Origin of the sequence: Microbacterium sp. BG28, from assembly GCF_034044005.1 — a bacterium.
Classification (GTDB): Bacteria; Actinomycetota; Actinomycetes; order Actinomycetales; family Microbacteriaceae; genus Microbacterium.
The window spans coordinates 906,782-925,888 of record NZ_JAXCHA010000001.1; the positions used below are offsets into that span (position 1 = coordinate 906,782).

General features: G+C 66.6%; 21 protein-coding genes and 2 tRNA genes. 10 read left to right on the forward strand and 13 right to left on the reverse strand.

Annotated features, from left to right (window positions below):
- Nucleotides 1–41: 41 nt before the first annotated feature.
- Nucleotides 42–278, forward strand: coding sequence for a cell division protein CrgA (locus tag SK224_RS04580; RefSeq protein WP_137418491.1), 237 nt, complete (start codon nt 42–44; stop codon nt 276–278).
- 74 nt (nt 279–352) lie between these two features.
- On the opposite strand, the gene SK224_RS04585 is transcribed toward SK224_RS04580, so the two are convergent.
- Both SK224_RS04585 and SK224_RS04590 read right to left on the reverse strand, forming a co-directional pair.
- Nucleotides 353–1,075 carry a rhomboid family intramembrane serine protease gene (locus SK224_RS04585; protein ID WP_320433599.1) on the reverse strand — a complete coding sequence of 241 codons (723 nt, stop codon included), beginning with the start codon at nt 1,073–1,075 and terminating at the stop codon, nt 353–355.
- A 162-nt stretch (nt 1,076–1,237) separates the two neighbouring features.
- Nucleotides 1,238–1,795 carry a peptidylprolyl isomerase gene (locus tag SK224_RS04590; RefSeq protein WP_137418493.1) on the reverse strand — a complete coding sequence of 186 codons (558 nt, stop codon included), beginning with the start codon at nt 1,793–1,795 and terminating at the stop codon, nt 1,238–1,240.
- 99 nt (nt 1,796–1,894) lie between these two features.
- On the opposite strand from SK224_RS04590, the gene SK224_RS04595 reads away from it, so the two are divergent.
- Both SK224_RS04595 and SK224_RS04600 read left to right on the forward strand, forming a co-directional pair.
- Nucleotides 1,895–2,476, forward strand: a complete 582-nt coding sequence (locus SK224_RS04595) for a DNA helicase (protein ID WP_320433600.1) — start codon at nt 1,895–1,897, stop codon at nt 2,474–2,476.
- Nucleotides 2,477–2,496: 20 nt separating this feature from the next.
- Nucleotides 2,497–2,946 (forward strand): aminoacyl-tRNA deacylase, encoded by a 450-nt coding sequence (locus SK224_RS04600; protein ID WP_413816759.1) that lies wholly within the window; start codon nt 2,497–2,499, stop codon nt 2,944–2,946.
- Nucleotides 2,947–2,962: 16 nt separating this feature from the next.
- Here SK224_RS04600 and SK224_RS04605 read toward each other — a convergent pair whose 3' ends face one another.
- The gene (locus SK224_RS04605) at nt 2,963–4,126 is read right to left on the reverse strand and encodes a PIG-L family deacetylase (protein ID WP_320433602.1); all 1,164 of its coding nucleotides are present in this window, start codon (nt 4,124–4,126) and stop codon (nt 2,963–2,965) included.
- A 46-nt stretch (nt 4,127–4,172) separates the two neighbouring features.
- Nucleotides 4,173–4,613: an NUDIX hydrolase gene (locus SK224_RS04610; protein ID WP_320433603.1), complete on the reverse strand. Its 441-nt coding sequence runs from the start codon at nt 4,611–4,613 to the stop codon at nt 4,173–4,175.
- Between the two features lie 66 nt (nt 4,614–4,679).
- Between SK224_RS04610 and SK224_RS04615 the strand changes: the two genes are divergently transcribed.
- The 3 genes from SK224_RS04615 to SK224_RS04625 are packed head-to-tail and all read left to right on the forward strand — an operon-like array spanning nt 4,680 to nt 6,687.
- Nucleotides 4,680–5,033 carry a hypothetical protein gene (locus tag SK224_RS04615; protein ID WP_320433604.1) on the forward strand — a complete coding sequence of 118 codons (354 nt, stop codon included), beginning with the start codon at nt 4,680–4,682 and terminating at the stop codon, nt 5,031–5,033.
- A 20-nt stretch (nt 5,034–5,053) separates the two neighbouring features.
- The gene (locus tag SK224_RS04620; protein ID WP_320433605.1) at nt 5,054–5,374 is read left to right on the forward strand and encodes a type VII secretion target; all 321 of its coding nucleotides are present in this window, start codon (nt 5,054–5,056) and stop codon (nt 5,372–5,374) included.
- Nucleotides 5,374–6,687, forward strand: coding sequence for a hypothetical protein (locus SK224_RS04625; protein WP_320433606.1), 1,314 nt, complete (start codon nt 5,374–5,376; stop codon nt 6,685–6,687). Before SK224_RS04620 ends, SK224_RS04625 begins: the two co-directional genes overlap by 1 nt.
- Before the next feature lie 109 nt (nt 6,688–6,796).
- Here the strand turns inward: SK224_RS04625 and SK224_RS04630 are convergent.
- From SK224_RS04630 to dnaA, 9 genes are all read right to left on the reverse strand, one after another.
- A tRNA-Ala gene (locus SK224_RS04630) sits at nt 6,797–6,869 on the reverse strand.
- Between the two features lie 10 nt (nt 6,870–6,879).
- A tRNA-Ile gene (locus tag SK224_RS04635) sits at nt 6,880–6,956 on the reverse strand.
- 66 nt (nt 6,957–7,022) lie between these two features.
- Nucleotides 7,023–7,427 (reverse strand): DUF3566 domain-containing protein, encoded by a 405-nt coding sequence (locus SK224_RS04640; protein WP_137418500.1) that lies wholly within the window; start codon nt 7,425–7,427, stop codon nt 7,023–7,025.
- Complete coding sequence (gene gyrA / locus SK224_RS04645) at nt 7,424–9,982, reverse strand: DNA gyrase subunit A (protein ID WP_320433607.1); 2,559 nt, start codon at nt 9,980–9,982, stop codon at nt 7,424–7,426. The genes SK224_RS04640 and gyrA overlap by 4 nt, the downstream gene beginning before the upstream one ends.
- Nucleotides 9,983–10,050: 68 nt before the next feature.
- Entirely contained in the window at nt 10,051–12,084 is a 2,034-nt protein-coding gene (gene gyrB, locus SK224_RS04650) for a DNA topoisomerase (ATP-hydrolyzing) subunit B (protein ID WP_320433608.1), read from the reverse strand.
- 121 nt (nt 12,085–12,205) lie between these two features.
- The gene (locus tag SK224_RS04655; RefSeq protein WP_320433609.1) at nt 12,206–12,697 is read right to left on the reverse strand and encodes a DUF721 domain-containing protein; all 492 of its coding nucleotides are present in this window, start codon (nt 12,695–12,697) and stop codon (nt 12,206–12,208) included.
- A complete protein-coding gene (gene recF, locus SK224_RS04660) occupies nt 12,690–13,844 on the reverse strand; it encodes a DNA replication/repair protein RecF (RefSeq protein WP_320433610.1) in 1,155 nt (384 codons plus the stop codon). The genes SK224_RS04655 and recF overlap by 8 nt, the downstream gene beginning before the upstream one ends.
- Nucleotides 13,845–13,875: 31 nt before the next feature.
- Nucleotides 13,876–15,024 carry a DNA polymerase III subunit beta gene (gene dnaN, locus SK224_RS04665; protein WP_320433611.1) on the reverse strand — a complete coding sequence of 383 codons (1,149 nt, stop codon included), beginning with the start codon at nt 15,022–15,024 and terminating at the stop codon, nt 13,876–13,878.
- A gap of 438 nt (nt 15,025–15,462) precedes the next feature.
- Complete coding sequence (dnaA, locus tag SK224_RS04670) at nt 15,463–16,875, reverse strand: chromosomal replication initiator protein DnaA (protein WP_320433612.1); 1,413 nt, start codon at nt 16,873–16,875, stop codon at nt 15,463–15,465.
- Between the two features lie 291 nt (nt 16,876–17,166).
- Between dnaA and rpmH the strand changes: the two genes are divergently transcribed.
- The 4 genes from rpmH to yidC all read left to right on the forward strand — a co-directional run bounded on the left by rpmH (nt 17,167) and on the right by yidC (nt 19,105).
- Nucleotides 17,167–17,304, forward strand: a complete 138-nt coding sequence (rpmH, locus tag SK224_RS04675) for a 50S ribosomal protein L34 (RefSeq protein WP_022879826.1) — start codon at nt 17,167–17,169, stop codon at nt 17,302–17,304.
- Between the two features lie 72 nt (nt 17,305–17,376).
- Entirely contained in the window at nt 17,377–17,649 is a 273-nt protein-coding gene (gene rnpA, locus SK224_RS04680; protein WP_320433794.1) for a ribonuclease P protein component, read from the forward strand.
- Nucleotides 17,625–18,002 (forward strand): membrane protein insertion efficiency factor YidD, encoded by a 378-nt coding sequence (gene yidD / locus SK224_RS04685; protein ID WP_413816753.1) that lies wholly within the window; start codon nt 17,625–17,627, stop codon nt 18,000–18,002. Before rnpA ends, yidD begins: the two co-directional genes overlap by 25 nt.
- A gap of 5 nt (nt 18,003–18,007) precedes the next feature.
- Entirely contained in the window at nt 18,008–19,105 is a 1,098-nt protein-coding gene (yidC, locus tag SK224_RS04690; RefSeq protein WP_307321385.1) for a membrane protein insertase YidC, read from the forward strand.
- The last annotated feature ends 2 nt before the right edge of the window (nt 19,106–19,107 follow it).

A 19,107-nucleotide genomic window follows, 5' to 3' on the forward strand; every position in this document is an offset into this window, starting at 1 on the left:
TGTCGCAGGTGACGCAGAAGCCTGACCCCTAGAATGTGCACATGGCACGCTCCGACAACGACGAGGACCTCACCCCCGCTGGCGCCGGTGAGCCCGCTCCCAACCCCGTGTGGTTCAAGCCCATCATGATCGGTCTCATGCTCGTGGGACTCGTGTGGGTTCTCGTGTTCTACCTCAGCGGGATGCAGTTCCCCATCCCGGGCATCGAGGCCTGGAACCTCGTCATCGGTTTCGGGATCGCCTTCGTCGGCTTCCTCATGACCACTCGGTGGCGCTGACGGCTCAAGGCCGAAGAATTACATCCGTGTGATTCATCCCCACGTGTGGATGAACCTGTGGATAACTTTCCCGTTCACGCCCAGATCACGGGCGCGAGGGCGAGCAGTCCGATGAGGACGACGCTCCATCCGCTCAGCAGCGCGATCTGAAGTGCGCGACGGCGACGCTCCCGCGTCGTGACGTAGATGAGCCCGACGACCGCTCCGGCGACCAGCCCGCCGACGTGCGCCTGCCACGAGATGTTGAAGCCCGGCACGAACCCGATCACCAGGTTGATCGCCAGCACGATGATGATGCCGGTGATGTCGTTGCCCAACCGGCGCGCGATGACCATCAGTGCGCCGAAGAGCCCGAAGATCGCCCCCGATGCGCCCACCACGAAGGAGTCGCGAGCGATGAGGTCGACGAGGACGGACCCGCCGAGTGCGCTGATCAGATACAGCGTGAGGAATCGGGCGCTGCCGAGCACGGGCTCGAGGATGCGTCCGATCATCCACAAGGTAAGCATGTTCAGACCGACGTGCCAGAAGCCCGAATGCACGAGGCTCGCCGTGAGCAGTCGCCACGGCTGGAACTCGCCCGTGAACTGCGGATAGAGATAGCCCGCGCTGAACCCGAGCCACTCGGTGAGCGGGAGTCCGAACGAGAGCACGAACACCGCGGCGCACAGGGCGATGATCGTGTACGTCACCATCGGTCGACCGCCGCCCGCGGCGAGCGCCACGGGCGCCGACCGGCCCCACCGACGCTGCGCCTTCTTCTGCGCGGGTGTGGCCGCACGTCGCTGCTCGGCCATGCACTCCGGACAGATCACCCCGACCGGTGCCTGCGTCTGACACTCAGGACAGATGGTTCGCAGGCACCGTTGACAGAGCACGAAGCTCTGGCGGTCGGGATGCCGGTAGCAGAAGTTCTCGCGGTTGCTCGCGAAGCTCTCGCTCGTCACGGGATGCGGGTGTCAGACCTGCGCGATGTCGATCGACTCGATCACGACGGGCTCGACCGGTCGGTCACCGGCGCCGGTGGGCACCTGGGCGATGGCATCGACGACCTGGCGCGACGCGTCGTCCGCGACCTCGCCGAAGATCGAGTGCTTGCCCTGGAGCCACGGGGTGGGGTCGGTCGTGATGAAGAACTGCGATCCGTTCGTGCCCTCCACGGCGCCGGTGATGGCGTTGCGGCGCTGACCCGCGTTGGCCATGGCCAGCAGATAGGGCTTCTGGAAGGTGAGCTCGGGGTTGATCTCATCGTTGAACGTGTAGCCGGGACCGCCCACGCCCTGACCGAGCGGGTCGCCGCCCTGGATCATGAAACCGGGGATGATGCGGTGGAAGATGACCCCGTTGTAGAGGGGGCCGCTACCGGGCTGACCGGTGGAGGGGTCGGTCCACTCTCCGGTGCCGTCGGCGAGGCCGACGAAGTTCTGGACCGTGCGGGGCGCGTGGTCCCCGAACAGGTTGACGACGATGTCGCCGTGGTTGGTGTGAATGGTGGCGACGGCGGTGTGCTGAGGCATGTTGTCATTGTCTCAGAGTTCGCTGCAAGCCCTGCCGTGCGCGGCCGATCCCTCTGGCAAGATGGGCTCACGACTACCCACGGATTAGGGGGATCTCGCATGAGCCTCAGCCGCAAGCGTAAGAAGGAGCTCCGGAAGCTCCAAGGCCACGCCAACAAGGTGTGGGAATCGCAGCAGGTGCTCGTCGGTGAAGCGGCGGACATCGCCCGCGAAGCCGGCCGCCAGCTCGGCAACTACAACCGCGAGCACGTGGTGCCCGCGGTGCGCGAAGGGTACGACCGCTACGCGGCCCCGTACGTGGACCGCGGCGTCAACATCTCGAAGCACGTGCTGAGCGACAAGGTCGTTCCGGCCGCCGGTGCGCTCGTGGGCGGCGCCCTTTCGGTGTGGGATGCGGCGGGCGACACCCGTGCGCGCATCGCCGCCGGACGCGGCATCGACCTCGACCCCGCAACGTACAAGAAGAAGGCCGCCAAGTACGGCGCCAAGGCGTCGAAGAAGCTTGCCAAGCGCCTCGCCGTCGAGTCTCCGAAGAAGCGGGGTATGGGCGCCGGCGGCGTCATCGCCCTCATCTTCGGTGTCGCCGCGGCAGCGGGTGTGCTCTACGCCGCCTGGCAGACGCTGCGCGCCGACGACGAGCTGTGGGTCGCGGACGACCCGCTGAGCGCGCCTGACGCGTGAACGAGGATCCGACGAGGCGGGTGCGGGAAGCCGCATCCGCCCTCGGTCTTTCTGTGGAGGTGCGGGAGCGCCCCGAAGCCCGGAGCCTCCCCAAGGCGGCCGAGCTCCTCGGGATCTCGCCCGTCGACATCGTCAAGACGCTGGTGGTCAAACGCAGTGACGACACGTTCCTCTTCGCCCTCGTCCCGGGCGATCGGGCCATCGCCTGGCCGAAACTGCGCCAACTCGTGGGGGTCAACAAGCTGAAGCTGCCGGACCCCGATGTCGCTCTCGCCGCGACCGGCTACGAGCGCGGCACCATCGTGCCCCTCGGCAGCACGACCGCCTGGCCGGTCTTCGCCGACGAGTCGATCCGCGGACGCCGCATCGCGCTCGGCGCCGGCGCCCACGGGTTCAGTCTGTTCGTAGATGCCGACGCCCTGCTGCAGGCGCTCGACGCGACTGTAGCGGACATCTCCCAGCCCCTCTGAGCGAGCGCAGCATCCCTCATCGACGCAGATCCGCCTGCGCGACCAGATACTCGCGCTGCAGCCAGTCGCCGAAGTGCGCCCGGGCGAGGCACGTCTGGGCCGAAGAACAACCGATCACGGGGTCGTGTGCCGCGTACACGGCGAACAGGGACGCCTTGCGCTCCAGTTGGGTCCCGGTGATGTTCGCCGCTCGCTCGGCCGACGGGTACCCGATTGCGTACTCGACCTGCGCGCTGGGCGCGGCTCCCGCATCCACCGCGCGCGAGACGAGCGTTCCGACGGACGAGTGGTCGGGGTGGTCGCCCGCCGACTCCGCCGACTCCTTGGGCAGGTGCGTGAGAACACGATCCGGCACGTATCCGGCGAGGATCTCGGCGATCGACTTCTCCAGCGTCGCGACCGACACCGATCGCCCCGCGTCGATCGTGCGCAGCGACGGGAGCGCTCCGCTCAGGAGCTTCTCGAGCGTCTGCTGCCCGGTGTAGATGAACGTGGTACCGCTGAGTCCGCCATCAGGAAGACGCAGGAAGAGAAGGGAGACGCGATCATCGTCGTTCGGCTTGGTCATCGTGACCGTCATGCCGCTGACCAGCGTCACCGATCGGTCGACCCATGCGCCACTCCGCCCGAGCATGGCGTCGTATGCCGCCCGGATCCCCTTCTCGCGTTCGCTGGCGTAGGTGGATTCCCCCTCTCCCGCATCCGAGTACGTGAAGAAGAAGGTGCGGACGCAGGCGCCGCTGCCCAGCTCCTCATCGATCACCGGGTTGCCGAAGATCAGGTCATCGTCGTAATGGGCCCAGAAGGAGACGACGGTGCGACCCTCGCAGGGCTGCTCGACGAAGCTCAGGGGTGAGGTGAAGGAGGAGACATCCGTGCGCTGCAGAGCCGCCGGGATGTCTGCACACTGATTCGACGTCGCGAAGAAGAGCGCGGCCTCGGCCGCCGACTGGCCCGCCGCTGAGAGCTCGGCGCCCAGAGACGCGTCGTCGGTCGCCAGCGGTGTCGCACAGCGGTCGACGATCGTCTGGAGGTCCTCGGCGGCGAGGCTGTTGGGCGGAGCAGTCGGCACCGCGGTCTCACCGCCCGGGACAGACGGCTGCGAATCGCTCGCCGCGCACCCGCCGATTCCGAGAGCTGCGACCATCACGGCCACCGCGGACAGAACACGCCATCGCACCACTGATCATCCTCACTGCACGTCCGGCGATCATACGTGCCGAAGGTCACAGCTGCGTCGGCGCCGCATCCCCTCCGGCCATCCGGCGTCCGATGTCGACCAGCCGTACGCGGCGGAGTGCGGCCGCCTCCTCCGGCGTGAACCAGTCGGCGCGGTCGGTGGAACCGCTTACCTCGTTGCGCAGGCGTCCGCCCGTGATGTGAGCGCGGTACACGATGCGCAGGGTGTGCAACGCGGATGCGGTCTCCGAGAGGCGTTTCGTCGCGGGGATCACCCTCGAGTCGATCCCGAGCAGCTCATCGACGGCCACGCGGTAACCGGTCTCCTCACGCACTTCGCGTCGCACGGCGCGCTCGGGGTCCTCGCCCTCCTCGAGACCCCCGCCCGGCAGCGTCCACGCACTCCGACGGCCCTCGTTCCAGTGGGCCAACAGGATGCGCCCGGTGTCATCGGTGATGATCGCGTAGGCGGCGACACGCATATCCATGGCGTGACTTTACCGGGGTGTGGATAACTCCCGCTGTCGTTCACCGCGCTTCGCTAGCGTGACCGCGTGCCTCTGGACCCCGAAGAATCCCTCGCGCAGATCGAGCGCGACGTCCGTCAAAGCGGTGACCGCGCCGCCAAGATGCCCGCATTCGAAGCCACCGTGTCCGCGATCCGCGGGGCCGCCTGGTCCACCGCGCGCGACGTCTACGTGCAGGTCGACTCGACGGGCCGCGTCCAGACACTCCGTCTGGGCGAAACGGCCCTCGCCCGCGGCGCACAACGACTCGCCTCCGACATCCTCGCCACGATCGTGGCCGCGGAGAAGAACGCCCACGCAGCCACGATCGACGCCGTTGCCGAGCTCCTGGGCGACGACGACCCCATCACCGAACAGCTCCGCTCCACCGACACCCCCTGATACGTCCGAGAGAGCCTCGAATGACCGAGAACATCGCCCTTGATTTCGATCGGCTCCGGCAGCATGCCGCGCTGGTCACCTCGCTTGCCGATGACGTCACCGGCGCCATCTCGATGCTGAAGGGAGGCGATCTCGCCTCCAACGCCTTCGGTATCCTGTGCGCCTTCCTCGTTCCCCCCTCGATGGCGATGTCCGCGGCGGCGACCGGCCTCTTCGGCGCGGATCAGTCGCTGCTGCTTCGCACGGCGGGCGAGTTGCGCAGCACCGCCGCGCAATGGGAGCAGTTCGAGGACGACACGGTCAACACCCTCCGCGACCTCGAGAATGCGCTGGGCCTGTGATGACCACTCCCGCCGCCCTCGCCGCATCCGGCTCCTCCTTCGCCTCCCCGTACTCCGGCAGCAAGCTCCTCGATTCCGGCCATGCCCTCTCGCAGGCCGTACGCAACGGCGACTGGCTCGAGGGCGGACTCGCTTTCCTCGACACGCTGGGCAACGCCGCGGCCGCCCTCGCGGATCCCATCGGAACGCTCGCGAGCATCGGCCTCGGCTGGGTGATGAAGTACCTCAAGCCATTGAGCACCTGGCTCGATCAGCTCGCCGGCAGTGAGGCCAACGTCGCGGCCGTCGCACAGCAGTGGACCAACGCCGGCAGCGCGCTGCGCGAGACGGGCAACACACTTGTGACCCGCCTGTCGGATCTCGACGGGCTCAGCGGTGACACGGTGCGCACCTACGTGCGCTTCGCGCAGGACACCGCCCAGCACATCGCCGCATCCGGCGACTGGGCCGATGCCGCGGCCGGTGGGCTGCGCAACGCCTCGTCGCTCGTCGCGAAGATGCAGGGTGTCGTGAAGAACGCCATCTCGCAGGTCGTCGCCACGGCGATCGAAGCCATGGCGGTCGTCGCCGCATCCTTCGGCCTCGGCATCGGCTACGCGATCGCCCGCGTCGTCACCAAGGTCAACCAGCTGGTCAACAAGGTGGTGCGCCCCCTCACGCAGGTCGTGCGCTCGGTGAAGTCGCTCGTGGGCTTCGTGCAGCAGCTCGGCTCGCTGTTCAAGAGCACCGAGCGGTTGAGTTCGACCATCCTGGGTGGCGGGGCGAAGTCCGCAACGATCACTGCGGGCGCCGTGGTCGACGCTTCCGGCGCCACTCGGCTCGGCAACACCGCCCAGGCGAATCTCGTCAGCGCCGGGCAGAAGGCCGATGACTGGCACTTCACGCCGACCGCTGTCGTCTCAACGGGCGTCGGAGCGGAAGGCACCCTCACCGCCGACGGATCGACCATCGGCACTGCGGGCATGGCAGCAGTCTCCGCCGCCGGCGTGCACGGTTCCGTCGACGGCGGCGGCATCGGTGCGGGTGGTGCGTACGGAACCGGCGGCGGCGCCTCCGGCTCCAGTGCCGGCACGGGCACCCCGTCGTCGATCATGGGGACGGGCGCCGCGGCATCCGCCGCCACCGCGGCGAGCGTCGGCAGCTCTCACGCCGCGACCGCCGGCTCGCGGATGATGACCCCCGGCGGCATGATGGGCGGCGCCAGCCGCGACGGCGGGCAGCGCAGCGGTCTCGGCATCCGTCAGGTGGTGCGTGAGATCGTCATCGAGGCGGATGCGGGCGAGGACGAGCTCGCCACCGCAGAGCGCGACTGACGGACGCCACGAGTGCCCCGTGCCGGAAGGTGCGGGGCACTCGTCGTTGCCGTGCTCCGGACCGTCGGAAACGGATGTGCATCCGCTGATCTCGGAGAGGGAGAAACTGTGGAGCCTAGGAGATTCGAACTCCTGACATCCTGCTTGCAAAGCAGGCGCTCTACCAACTGAGCTAAGGCCCCGTGAGAAGGGTGGTGGGGCTACCAGGACTTGAACCTGGGACCTCTTCATTATCAGTGAAGCGCTCTAACCGCCTGAGCTATAGCCCCGTTCGGCACCTCGCGGCGCCAACCTCCAAGACTTTACCGGATGCGGACCGGTTTGACCAATCGCGGTCAGTTGGAGGTGAAGCCCACCAGCAGACCGCCGGTGACCTTGACCGCGAGGTTGTAGATGCCCGCGATGACCGCTCCCAGAACCGTCACGACGATGAGGTTCAGGATGGCGACAACGGCCGCGAAAGCCATGACCTGCGGGAGCCCGACGAACTGGCTGAGCGAGAGCGAACCATCCGAGAACGACTTGAAGAACTCATCGGCCTGGCCGATCAGACCGGTCGTCTGCACGACCAGGTAGACCAGAAGGAACGACACGACCGTGACGATCGCCAGGGCGACGGCCGCCAGGAACGACAGCTTCACCGCCGACCAGAAGTCGACGTAGACGAGGCGGAGACGAACCTGCTTGGCGCTCGTCTTGCTGCTCGACTTCTTGGCGAGCTTGTCGGCTACCGTGCTCATGCGTCAGTACTCTCCTCGGGAACGGTGGCGGCCGGCTCGGTCTCCTGGGATGCATCGGCATCTGCCACATCCGCAAGGCGTCGCTCGCTGTTGCGGGCGATCGCGATGATCCGGTCGTCATCATCCGGTCGGGCGAAAACGACGCCCATGGTGTCGCGACCCTTCGCAGGGACCTCGGCCACGGCAGAGCGTACCACCTTGCCACTGGCAAGAACCACAAGGACCTCATCGTCGTCTCCGACGATCAGAGCGCCGGCCAGGTCGCCCCGATCCTCGTGCAGTTTGGCCACCTTGATGCCCAATCCGCCGCGGCTCTGGACGCGGTACTGATCCACATCCGTGCGCTTCGCGTACCCGCCCTCGGTGACGACGAACACGTCGCCGTCGACAGAGGCGACGGATGCCGACAGCAAGCTGTCGGTGCCGCGGAACGACATTCCCTTGACGCCCTCCGTGGAGCGGCCCATCGGCCGCAGCGACGCATCCGTCGCCGTGAACCGCAGCGACATGCCGTGACGGCTGACGAGCAGGATGTCATCACTCTCGTCGACCAGCAGCGCGCTGACGAGCTCGTCCTCCTCGCGCAGACGGATCGCGATGACGCCGCCCTGACGGTTCGTGTCGTACTCCGTCAGGCGCGTCTTCTTCACGAGTCCGCCGCGGGTGGCGAGCACGAGGTACGTCGCGACCGCATAGTCACGGATGTCGAGGATCTGTGCGATCTCCTCATCCGGCTGCAGCGCGAGCAGGTTAGCGACGTGCTGACCCTTCGCATCGCGGCCGGCCTCGGGCACCTCGTAGGCCTTGGCGCGGTAGACGCGGCCCTTATTCGTGAAGAACAGGAGCCAGTGGTGCGTCGTGGTGACGAAGAAGTGCTCGACCACGTCGTCGGCGCGCAGCTGTGCACCCTTGACGCCCTTGCCGCCCCGATGCTGCGAGCGGTAGTTGTCGCTGCGTGTGCGCTTGATGTAGCCGGCGCGGGTGATGGTGAGCACCATCTCCTCTTCCGGGATGAGGTCTTCCACCGACATGTCGCCGTCGAACCCATAGAGGATCTGCGTGCGACGCTCGTCGCCGTACTTCGCGACGATCTCGGTCAGCTCCTCGCGCACGATGGTGCGCTGACGCGCGGGCGTGGCCAGGATGTCCTGGTAGTCCGTGATCTGGGCCTGCAGCTCCTCGGCCTCGTCGATGATCTTCTGCCGCTCGAGAGCGGCCAGGCGGCGCAGCTGCATCTGGAGGATGGCATCGGCCTGGATGTCGTCGATGTCCAGCAGCTTCTTCAGTCCGCCGCGTGCATCGTCGACCGTCGCGGACGCACGGATGAGGGCGATCACTTCGTCCAGTGCGTCGAGCGCCTTCAGGTAGCCGCGCAGGATGTGCATGCGCTCTTCGGCCTTGCGCAGGCGGTACGCCGTGCGACGCACGATCACATCGATCTGGTGGGTGATCCAGTACGAGACGAACCCGTCGAGCGACAGCGTGCGCGGCACGCCGTCGACGATCGCCAGCATGTTGGCGCCGAAGTTGTCCTGCAGCTGCGTGTGCTTGTACAGGTTGTTCAGAACGACCTTGGCGACCGCATCCCGCTTGAGGACGACGACCAGTCGCTGACCGGTGCGGTCGCTCGACTCGTCGCGGATGTCGGCGATGCCGGTGATCTTGCCGTCACGGGCGAGGTCGCGGATCTTGACCGCGACGTTGTCGGGGTTGACCTGGTACGGCAGCTCGGTGATCACGAGGCACGTACGGCCCTGGATCTCTTCGATGTTGACGACGGCACGCATCGTGATCGAACCGCGACCGGTACGGTACGCCTCGATGATGCCGCGCGTGCCGAGAATCTGTGCCGAGGTCGGGAAGTCGGGACCCTTGATGCGCTGGATGAGCGCCTCGAGCAGCTCCTCCTGCGTCGCCTCGGGGTGGTCCAGCGCCCACAGCACGCCGTCCGCGACCTCGCGGAGGTTGTGCGGGGGGATGTTGGTGGCCATGCCGACGGCAATACCGACGGATCCGTTGACGAGCAGGTTCGGGAAGCGCGCCGGCAGCACGACGGGCTCCTGCGTCTGCCCGTCGTAGTTGTCGACGAAGTCGACGGTGTCTTCCTCGATGTCGCGCACCATCTCCAGCGCGAGCGGGGCCATCTTGGTCTCGGTGTACCGGGGGGCTGCGGCGCCCTGGTTGCCGGGGGAGCCGAAGTTGCCCTGGCCGAGGGCCAGCGGGTAGCGCAGCGACCACGGCTGAACGAGCCGGACGAGCGCCTCGTAGATGGGCGAGTCGCCGTGCGGGTGGTACTGACCCATGACCTCGCCGACGACGCGGGCGCACTTCGAGAAGGACTTGTCGGGTCGGAAGCCGCCGTCGTACATGCCGTAGATCACACGGCGGTGCACGGGCTTGAGGCCGTCTTCCACGCGCGGCAGCGCCCGGCCGACGATCACGCTCATCGCGTAGTCGAGGTAGCTGCGCTGCATCTCGGACTGCAGGTCGACCTGGTCGATGCGACCGTGGTCGTGTTCGGCGGGCTCCGTCGTCGGACGCTCTTCGTCAGTCATTCGTCTCTTCTTCTCTACGTCGGTGTCGTGTCATCTGAGGGATGCGGCTTGCGCCGCATCCGGTGCGATCAGATGTCGAGGAACCGGACGTCCTTGGCGTTGCGCTGGATGAAGTGGCGGCGGGATTCGACGTCTTCCCCCATGAGGGTGGAGAAGATCTCGTCGGCCGCAGCGGCGTCGTCGATCGTCACCTGCAGCAGGGTGCGGGTGGTCGGGTCCATCGTGGTCTCCCACAGCTCCTTGGCGTTCATCTCGCCCAGACCCTTGTAGCGCTGGATGCCGTTGTCCTTCGGGATGCGGCGGCCTGCCGCGAGTCCCTCGGCCAGCAGCGCGTCGCGCTCGATGTCGCTGTAGACGTACTCGTGCGGCGAGTTCGACCACTTCAGACGGTAGAGCGGCGGCTGCGCGAGGTACACGTACCCGGCTTCGATGAGTCCGCGCATGTAGCGGAACAGCAGCGTGAGCAGCAGCGTCGTGATGTGCTGGCCGTCGACGTCGGCATCGGCCATCAGCACGATCTTGTGATACCGCGCCTTCTCGATCGAGAAGTCCTCGCCGATGCCCGTGCCGAAGGCCTGGATCATCGCCTGCACCTCGTTGTTGCCGAGGGCGCGGTCGAGCCGGGCGCGCTCGACGTTGAGGATCTTGCCGCGCAGCGCCAGGATCGCCTGCGTATGCGGGTCGCGCCCCTGAACGGCGGAACCGCCGGCCGAGTCTCCCTCCACGAGGAAGATCTCGCTGATCGAGGGGTCCTTGCTCGTGCAGTCCTTGAGCTTGTCGGGCATGGAGGCTGACTCGAACACGCTCTTGCGGCGCGCGGTCTCACGGGCCTTGCGCGCCGCCATCCGGGCGGTCGCCGCGTCGATGGCCTTGCGGACGATGTTCTTCGCCTGTTGCGGGTTGCGGTCGAACCAATCGCCGAGCTGATCGCCGACGACCTTCTGGACGAACGCTTTCGCCTCGGTGTTGCCGAGCTTCGTCTTGGTCTGACCCTCGAACTGCGGTTCGGAGAGCTTGACGGAGATGACGGCGGTCAGGCCCTCGCGCACATCGTCACCGGAGAGGTTGTCGTCCTTCTCCTTGAGCAGGTTCTGCGCGCGCGCGTACTTGTTCACCAGCGTCGTGAGCGCCGCGCGGAAGCCCTCCTCGTGGGTTCCGCCCTCGTGCGTGTTGATCGTGTTCGCGTAGGTGAACACGTTCTCCGTGTAGGACGTGGTCCACTGCATCGCGAGTTCGAGCGCGATGTGGCGGTCGGTGTCCTCCGACTCGAAATCGATGATCTCGTCGTTGACGACGTCCGCCTTGCGCACCCGATTGAGGTACTCCACGTAGTCGACCAGTCCGCGCTCATAGAGGAACTCGTCGTGGGGCTGCACGGCCGTCACCTTGCCGTCGACCTCTTCGTCGACCGTGTGGTCGGGCCGCTCGTCGCGCACCGTGATCGCGAGTCCCTTGTTGAGGAACGCCATCTGCTGGAAACGGGTGCGCAGGGTGTCGTAGTCGAAGTCGACCGTCTCGAAGATCGCCGGGTCCGGCCAGAAGGTGATGGTCGTTCCGGTTTCGTCGGTCGGCACGCCCTGAGCGAGCGGGGCCTGGGGGACGCCGCCGTTGGCGTACAACTGGTTCCACTCGTAGCCCTGGCGCTTGACGGCGACCTCGAGTCGCGTCGACAGCGCGTTCACGACGGACGAGCCGACGCCGTGCAGACCACCGGAGACGGCGTAGCCGCCGCCGCCGAACTTTCCGCCGGCGTGCAGGACGGTGAGAACCACCTCGACCGTGGACTTGCCCTCGGTCTTGTGGATGTCGACGGGGATGCCGCGACCGTTGTCGACGACACGCACGCCGCCATCCGCGAGGATCGTCACCTCGATGCGGTCGCAGTATCCCGCGAGCGCCTCATCGACGGAGTTGTCGACGATCTCGTACACCAGGTGGTGGAGTCCACGCGGGCCGGTGGAACCGATGTACATGCCGGGGCGCTTGCGAACGGCCTCGAGTCCCTCGAGAACCTGGATCTCGTCTGCCCCGTACTCGTTCCGGACCGGTTCGGGGGTGTTCTGTCCGTCGTGGGGAACGCTGGAGGGGGTGGGGGACGTCATAGGTTTCGAGCGCTCCGGTTCTAGTAGACGGACCGTCCCAGTCTATCAAGCGGAGGGTCATCACGGGGCGTGTACGCCCGTGTGCCGTCGTAAACGGACGCAAGATACGTCCGTACATGCCTTATCCGTAGGTATCCCGGGGACCGCGCCCTGGAACGGCTCTGGGACCCCATTTCCAGGAGGGGACGTCCGGGCCGACGAAGCGGACGTTCTGGACGCCCGCATCCGGGAAACGCTGGGCGATGGTCGTGACGATGTGCGTTCGCATGAGCCGCAGCTGCTTCGCCCACGCGGTCGAGTCGCACTGCACGGTCAGCACTCCCGCATCCAATCCCACAGGACGCGTGTGCCGGGCGGTCTCCTCGCCGGCGACGACCTCCCACTGCCGCACCAGGTCCGCGCGGGCGAGAAGCGGGTCCCATCCGGCCTGTTTCGTCCAGTGGGCGAGCACGTCCCCGACGCCATGCGGATCGCGACCGGGTGTGAATGGCGCGCCCTCGTCTTCGGTGCCGCGACGCGTGCGCTTTTTCGCACCGCGACGCGACGTCGGTTCGAGTCCTCGCAGACGCAGGTAGGTGCCGAGGGTCTCGGGGACCTCGTCTTCATCACTCATCGTCACTGACCTCGAGGATGCGGCCGGCCTCGACGCGCACCGTGCGCCCGCGGAGCTCTTCGGGAACGTCCGCCTCGACCGCGGCGGTCACCACGACCTGCTCGAAGTCCGCGACGAGCGAGGCGAGCCGCATCCGCCGGTCGGCGTCGAGTTCGGCGAAGACGTCATCGAGGATGACGATGGGATCTCCCAGCAGCGAGTCCGCGCGCAGCAGCTGCGCGGAAGCCAGGCGCAGTGCGAGCGCCACGGACCACGACTCGCCGTGCGAGGCGTATCCCTTCACCGGAAGAGAGCGGATGCGGAGCATGAGGTCGTCACGGTGAGGACCGACCAGCGTCACGCCGCGGTCGAATTCCGCGGCCCGCTTCGCCGCGAGGGCGGCGCGGAAGGCCTCGGCGGTCACCGCCCCGGACGCGACGCGCTGATCGTCACCGTCCTCCGGATCGAAGCCGGCGATGGAGTTCGCCCACTCGAGCTCGGGAGAGTGATCAGCGCCGGCGATCGCCGCATAGGCGGCGACGAGGTGCGGATGCAGGTCGGCGGCGAGCCGAGCACGTGCCTCGATGATCTCGGTGCCGAGGGCGATGAGCTTGTCGTCCCAGACATCAAGGGTGGGAAGCGCGTCGCCGCGCAAGCCCCGGGCGCGCGCCGACTTGAGCAGTGCGGTGCGCTGCTTGAGCACGCGGTCGTAGTCGGCGATGACGCCGGCGAGCCGGGGGGAGAGTTGCACGAGCAGTTGGTCGGCGAACCGCCGCCGGGCGGAGGGGTCTCCGCGCACGATCTGCAGATCCTCGGGGGCGAACAGCACGACCTGCGCGTAGCGCGGCAGTTCCGCGGAACGCACCGGAGCCCCGCCGACACGCGCCTTGTTCGATCCCTGCTTGTTGATCTGGATCTCGAGCTGGATGTGGCGCTCACCGTGACCGAGGCGTGCGCGGACGAACGCCGCATCCGCTCCCGAACGCACCAGCGGTGCGTCCGCCGACACGCGATGCGAGCCGAGCGTCGCGAGGTAGGTCACAGCCTCGGCGAGGTTGGTCTTGCCCTGGCCGTTGCGTCCGACGAGCAGGTTGGCCCCGCGCGTGAACTCGAGGTCGGCGTGTTCGTAGTTACGGAAGTCGACGAGACTCAGGCGTTCCACGATCACCGGACAACCCTACGGCGACGGTGCGACGTGATCAGCGCAGCAGCAGGTTCGGCTGCAGCAGGTACTTGAACTCGCCCTCGCCGGCGCGCTCCACCGAGGTCTGCGGCGTCACGAGGATCGGGCTGAGCTTGTTCGCGTTGTCGCTGGAGGTGAAGGTGATGCGGGAGAACTCGCTGCGCACGGCCGACAGCGACTCGAGCAGGTACTGCGGGTTGAGCCCGAGGGTCACATCGTCGCCGGTCAGCGTCGCGTCGACCGACTCGGAAGCACGCGCCTGCTCGGTTCCCGACGCCTCCATCGCAACGCCCTCCGCGGTGAACGTGAAGCGCAGCGGCGCGGAGCGGTCGAGAACGAGCGCGACACGACGTACCGCCTCGGCGAGGTCTGCAGTGTTCACGACGGCGTGATGCGCGGTCTGCTCGGGGAACAGACGACGCACGGGAGGGAAGTTGCCCTTGATCAGCAGCGAGGTCACGGTCTTGTTGCCCGAGGTGAACGCGATGATCTCGCGGTCGCCCGAACCGGAGAACGCGATCGAGATGTTCTCGCCGTGCGAGAAGGTCTTGCCGACCTCCTGCAAGGTGCGCGCCGGAACGAGAGCCGTGGTGCTCTCGCCATCGGTGGTGGCGGGACCGTCCCAGGGGATCTCTCGCAGCGCGACACGGTAGCGGTCGGTCGCGACGAGGCTGAGCTGCGTTCCGCTCACTTCGAGCTGGACACCCGTGAGCACAGGGGTCACGTCGTCGCGCGATGCGGCGAAGGCGACCTGCGCGATCGCGGTCGCGAACTCCTCGGCGGGAACGAGACCGGACTCGCCCGTCACCTCGGGGATGGCCGGGTACTCCTGCACCGGCATCGATGCGAGCGTGAAGCGCGCCGATCCGCAGGTGAGCAGGATGCCGTCGTCGTCCACCTCGATCTGAATGGGAGCGTTGGGCAGGCGACTGGCGATGTCGGAGAGCAGACGACCGTGCACGAGGATCGTGCCGGGCGCTTCCACCGAGGCCTCGATCGTGGTGCGCGCGGATGCCTCGTAGTCGAAGGCCGACAGGGAGAGTCCCTCGGAACCGGCTTCGATGAGCACGCCCGCCAGGATCGGCTGCGGGTTGCGCTGGGGCAGGAGCTTGACGACGAACGATACGGCTTCGCTGAAAACGTCGCGATTGACCTGGAACTTCACAGTGCTCCCTCTCCGGCGGGCTGGGCTTACCCATGCTAGTGCTGCGATCGGTCCAGACGAAGAACACGCTTCCCGGTCCCAAAGGTGATCGCACGCCAATGAAGAGTGATGTGAGAGTCATCTTGTTAACAGCTGTGCAAACTGTGGATAAGTCGGTGGATGACTCTCGGCTCATGGGAACTACACGCGTGTGAGATGTGGACGCGCTGCGGACGGAGCTGTCGAACACGGATGCGGTGATTCGTCGAGCTCGAGCGTTCTCCACACGTGTTCGCCGTGTCGTTCACATCGCTCGTCGGCGTTTCGCACAGTTATCCACAACTTGTCCACATGTGTGAAAGCGGAGGATGAGGCCGCGCGAGGCGATTGTCAAATGAGAGTCTTCGCCCGCCGGAAACGACGAACCCCACGGCATGAGGCGGTGGGGTTCGAGTGGTGTCAGCGACCCGCTCTGCCGAGCTGGGTGGTGATCTCCGAGACCTGGTTGTAGATCGAGCGGCGCTCCTTCATCAGGTCGCTGATCTTCTTGTACGCGTACATGACGGTCGTGTGGTCGCGGTTGCCGAAGAGCTGGCCGATCTTCGGAAGCGAGAGGTTGGTGCGCTCCCGGCAGAGATACATGGCGATCTGGCGTGCGGTCGCGATGGCCTGCGAACGGCTCGACCCGTAGAGGTCATCGACCGACAGTTTGAAGTACTGCGCCGTGGCCGTGATGATGTCCGTCGGCGAGATGACGTTGGTGTCGTCCTGGTCGACGATGTCTCGCAGCACCTGCTGCGCGAGCGACATGTCGAGCGTCGAGCGATTCAGACTGGCGAAGGCCGAGACGCGGATGAGGGCGCCCTCGAGCTCGCGGATGTTGCTGGAGACGACGGTCGCGATGTACTCCATGACCTCGGGTGGGATCTGGAGCCGCTCGTTCTGCGCCTTCTTGCGGAGGATGGCGATGCGGGTCTCGAGGTCCGGCGCTTGGACATCGGTGATCAGACCCCACTCGAAGCGGCTCCGCATCCGATCCTCGAAACCCGTGAGGTGTTTCGGCGGGACATCGCTGGTGATCACGACCTGCTTGTCGTGGTCGTGGAGTGTGTTGAAGGTGTGGAAGAAGGCTTCCTGGGTCTCGGCGCGTCCCTGGAGGAACTGGATGTCGTCGATCAGAAGGATGTCGACGTCGCGGTAGCGCGCCTGGAACGCGGAGCCTCGGTTGTTGGCGATGGAGTTGATGAAGTCGTTCGTGAACTCTTCGCTGGAGACGTAGCGCACGCGGATGCCGGGATACAGACTCAGCGCGTAGTCGCCGATCGCATGCAGCAGGTGTGTCTTTCCCAGACCCGAGTCGCCGTAGATGAAGAGCGGGTTGTACGCCTTGGCGGGTGCTTCGGCGACGGCGACCGCGGCCGCGTGGGCGAAGCGGTTGGACTGGCCGATGACGAACCGGTCGAAGGTGTACTTCGGGTTGAGTCGGGTATCCGCCCGGGCGGATGCGGGATCCGGGGCCTCCGCGGCCGGCGCGGGTGCGGCGACGGGCTGCTCGATCACCATGGTCTGCACCGGCACCTCTGCCGTCAGGTGCGCGTCGATCAGCTCCGGGTTGACGACGACCCGGAACCCGGTGACCTCGTTCGTCGATGCCTGCGCGAGAGCTTCCAGGATCATGGGACGAAGTCGCTTGTTGAGCTGCGCGGCGGTGAGATCGTTGGGGACATCGAGGTACAGGAACCCCGACATCACGCCCTGGGCGACCGCAAGGTTGAGGAAGCCGTGCATCTGCGGCGAGACCCGGGCGTCGGTGCCGAGAATCTCGAGAGCCGCCGACCACACCGGGACGTCGGGAGTGTCTTGCGCGGTCATGGTCCCCTTCTTGGCCCGGCGAGAACGCGCCGGTGCGCGACACCTGTGGATAACTGCGCGAGCCACGCTAGTCAGCGAGGCTCCAGAGAGCAAACTCCGGCGTCGTTCCGGGGGTGTGTCGATTCAGGGGGTCGGGGACAGTGCTGTGGATAATGGCGGGTTGAGCTGCGCGGTTTGAGTTCTCGGGGTTCGGGCCTTAGTCTTAGTCGGTTGACTTATGCCCTCGAGGCAGTCCCCGACCACGTCTGAAGGCTTCGCCTTCGGGTGGCAACCGTTTCCCGGAGAGATCCCATGAGCAAGCGTACGTTCCAGCCCAACAACCGCCGTCGCGCCAAGAAGCACGGCTTCCGCGCTCGCATGCGCACCCGCGCCGGCCGCGCCATCCTCTCGGCACGCCGCGCAAAGGGCCGCACCGAGCTCTCGGCCTGACCCTTTCCGTTGCTCTCGCGGCCGAACCGACTGACCGACGGCGCCGAGTACAAGGCTGTCGTCCGCCGCGGCGTGCGATGTTCCGGTCCTCACACCGTCACGTACGTGGTGGTATCCGGTGACGACCGCGCCGCACGGTTCGGGTTCATCGTGAGCAAGAAGGTCGGCACAGCGGTCGTTCGCAATCGCGTCCGCCGGCGACTCAAAGCAATCTGCGCGTCCGCGCTCCCGACCATGGTCAGGGGCGCGGACGTTGTCGTGCGTGTGCTGCCCGGCGGAGCCGACGCCTCATTCGCCGATCTCGACGCCGAAGTGAAGCGATGCCTGGCCCGGAGGGCGTCGTGAGCACCTCGACGCTGCCCATGGCGTCGGTGGGCGAGGCGACGATGCCCGAGCACGGCTGGTTCCGCGCCATTCCGCTGCTGCCGCGCAACATCATGCTCGGTCTTCTTCATGGTTACCGTGCGACGATCTCGCATACGTACGGCGATGTCTGCAAGTACTACCCGTCCTGCTCCGCGTACGCGGTCGGGGCGGTTCAGCAGCACGGTGCGGTGAAGGGCGCGGCGCTGACCGCCGCTCGGATCGCACGGTGCCACCCCTGGGCCGAGGGCGGGATCGATGATCCGCCCGCCCACAAGGACTTCTCCCACGCACTGACCCGGCACGGATTCGTCGTGCCACTGAGAAAGGACTGATCCCCGTGGATCTGGTACTTGCGACCGCGACGCAATCATCGGGCGGCTTCGACCTGATCGGGACGATCCTGTGGCCGCTCAAATGGGTCGTCGAGATGGTGCTGGTCGCCTGGCATGCGATCTGGACGTTCCTTGGTCTGCCCGGCGACTCGGGCCTTGCCTGGGTGCTGTCGATCGTCGGTCTCGTGATCGTCGTGCGCGCGGCCCTCATCCCGCTCTTCGTCAAGCAGATCAAGAGCCAGCGCAAGATGATGGAGATCGCTCCGGAACTGCGCAAGGTGCAGGAGAAGTACCGCGGCAAGCGCGACCAGCTCTCACGCGAGGCCATGAGTCGCGAGACGATGGCGCTGTACAAGAAGCACGGCACGACGCCCATCTCGGGCTGCTTGCCGCTGCTCGTGCAGATGCCGATCTTCTTCTCGCTGTACAGCGTGCTGAACGATGTCGCGAAGCACGCGGCTGCCGGGATCGGTGGTGTTGGATTCCTCGATGCGAACCTGACGTCAGAGTTCTACAACGCCAACCTGTTCGGCGCGTCGCTGCATGACACCCTTGTCGGCGCCTGGGGACGTCCTGACGGCACGGTGACGGTGATCATCCTGCTGGTCCTCGTCGTCCTGATGATCGCGTCGCAGTTCTTCACCCAGCTGCAGATCATCTCGAAGAACCTGTCCCCCGAGGCCAAGACCGGCCAGGCCTACCAGATGCAGCGCATCATGCTCTACATCCTCCCGCTGGCCTTCGTCTTCTCCGGTATCTTCTTCCCGCTCGGCGTCGTCGTCTACTGGTTCATCAGCAACATCTGGACGATGGTCCAGCAGTTCCTCGTCATCCGGAACCTGCCGACCCCGGGCTCTGAGGCGGCGAAGGCCCGCGAGGAGCGTCTCGCTCGGCGGGGCAAGGCCATCGACAGCAGCGGCAAGGTCGTTCCGATCGAGAAGTACCAGGCGGAGCAGCAGCGTCTTCTCGAGGAGGCCGAGCGTAAGCGGGCCGCAGCCCCGAAGCGCCAGCAGCCCGTCGGTAAGCAGCGCGCCAAGAAGCAGTCCGGCAAGCAGCCACCCGCCGCCAAGAGCGGTGCTTCCGACTCCGAACCCTCCAGCTGAGA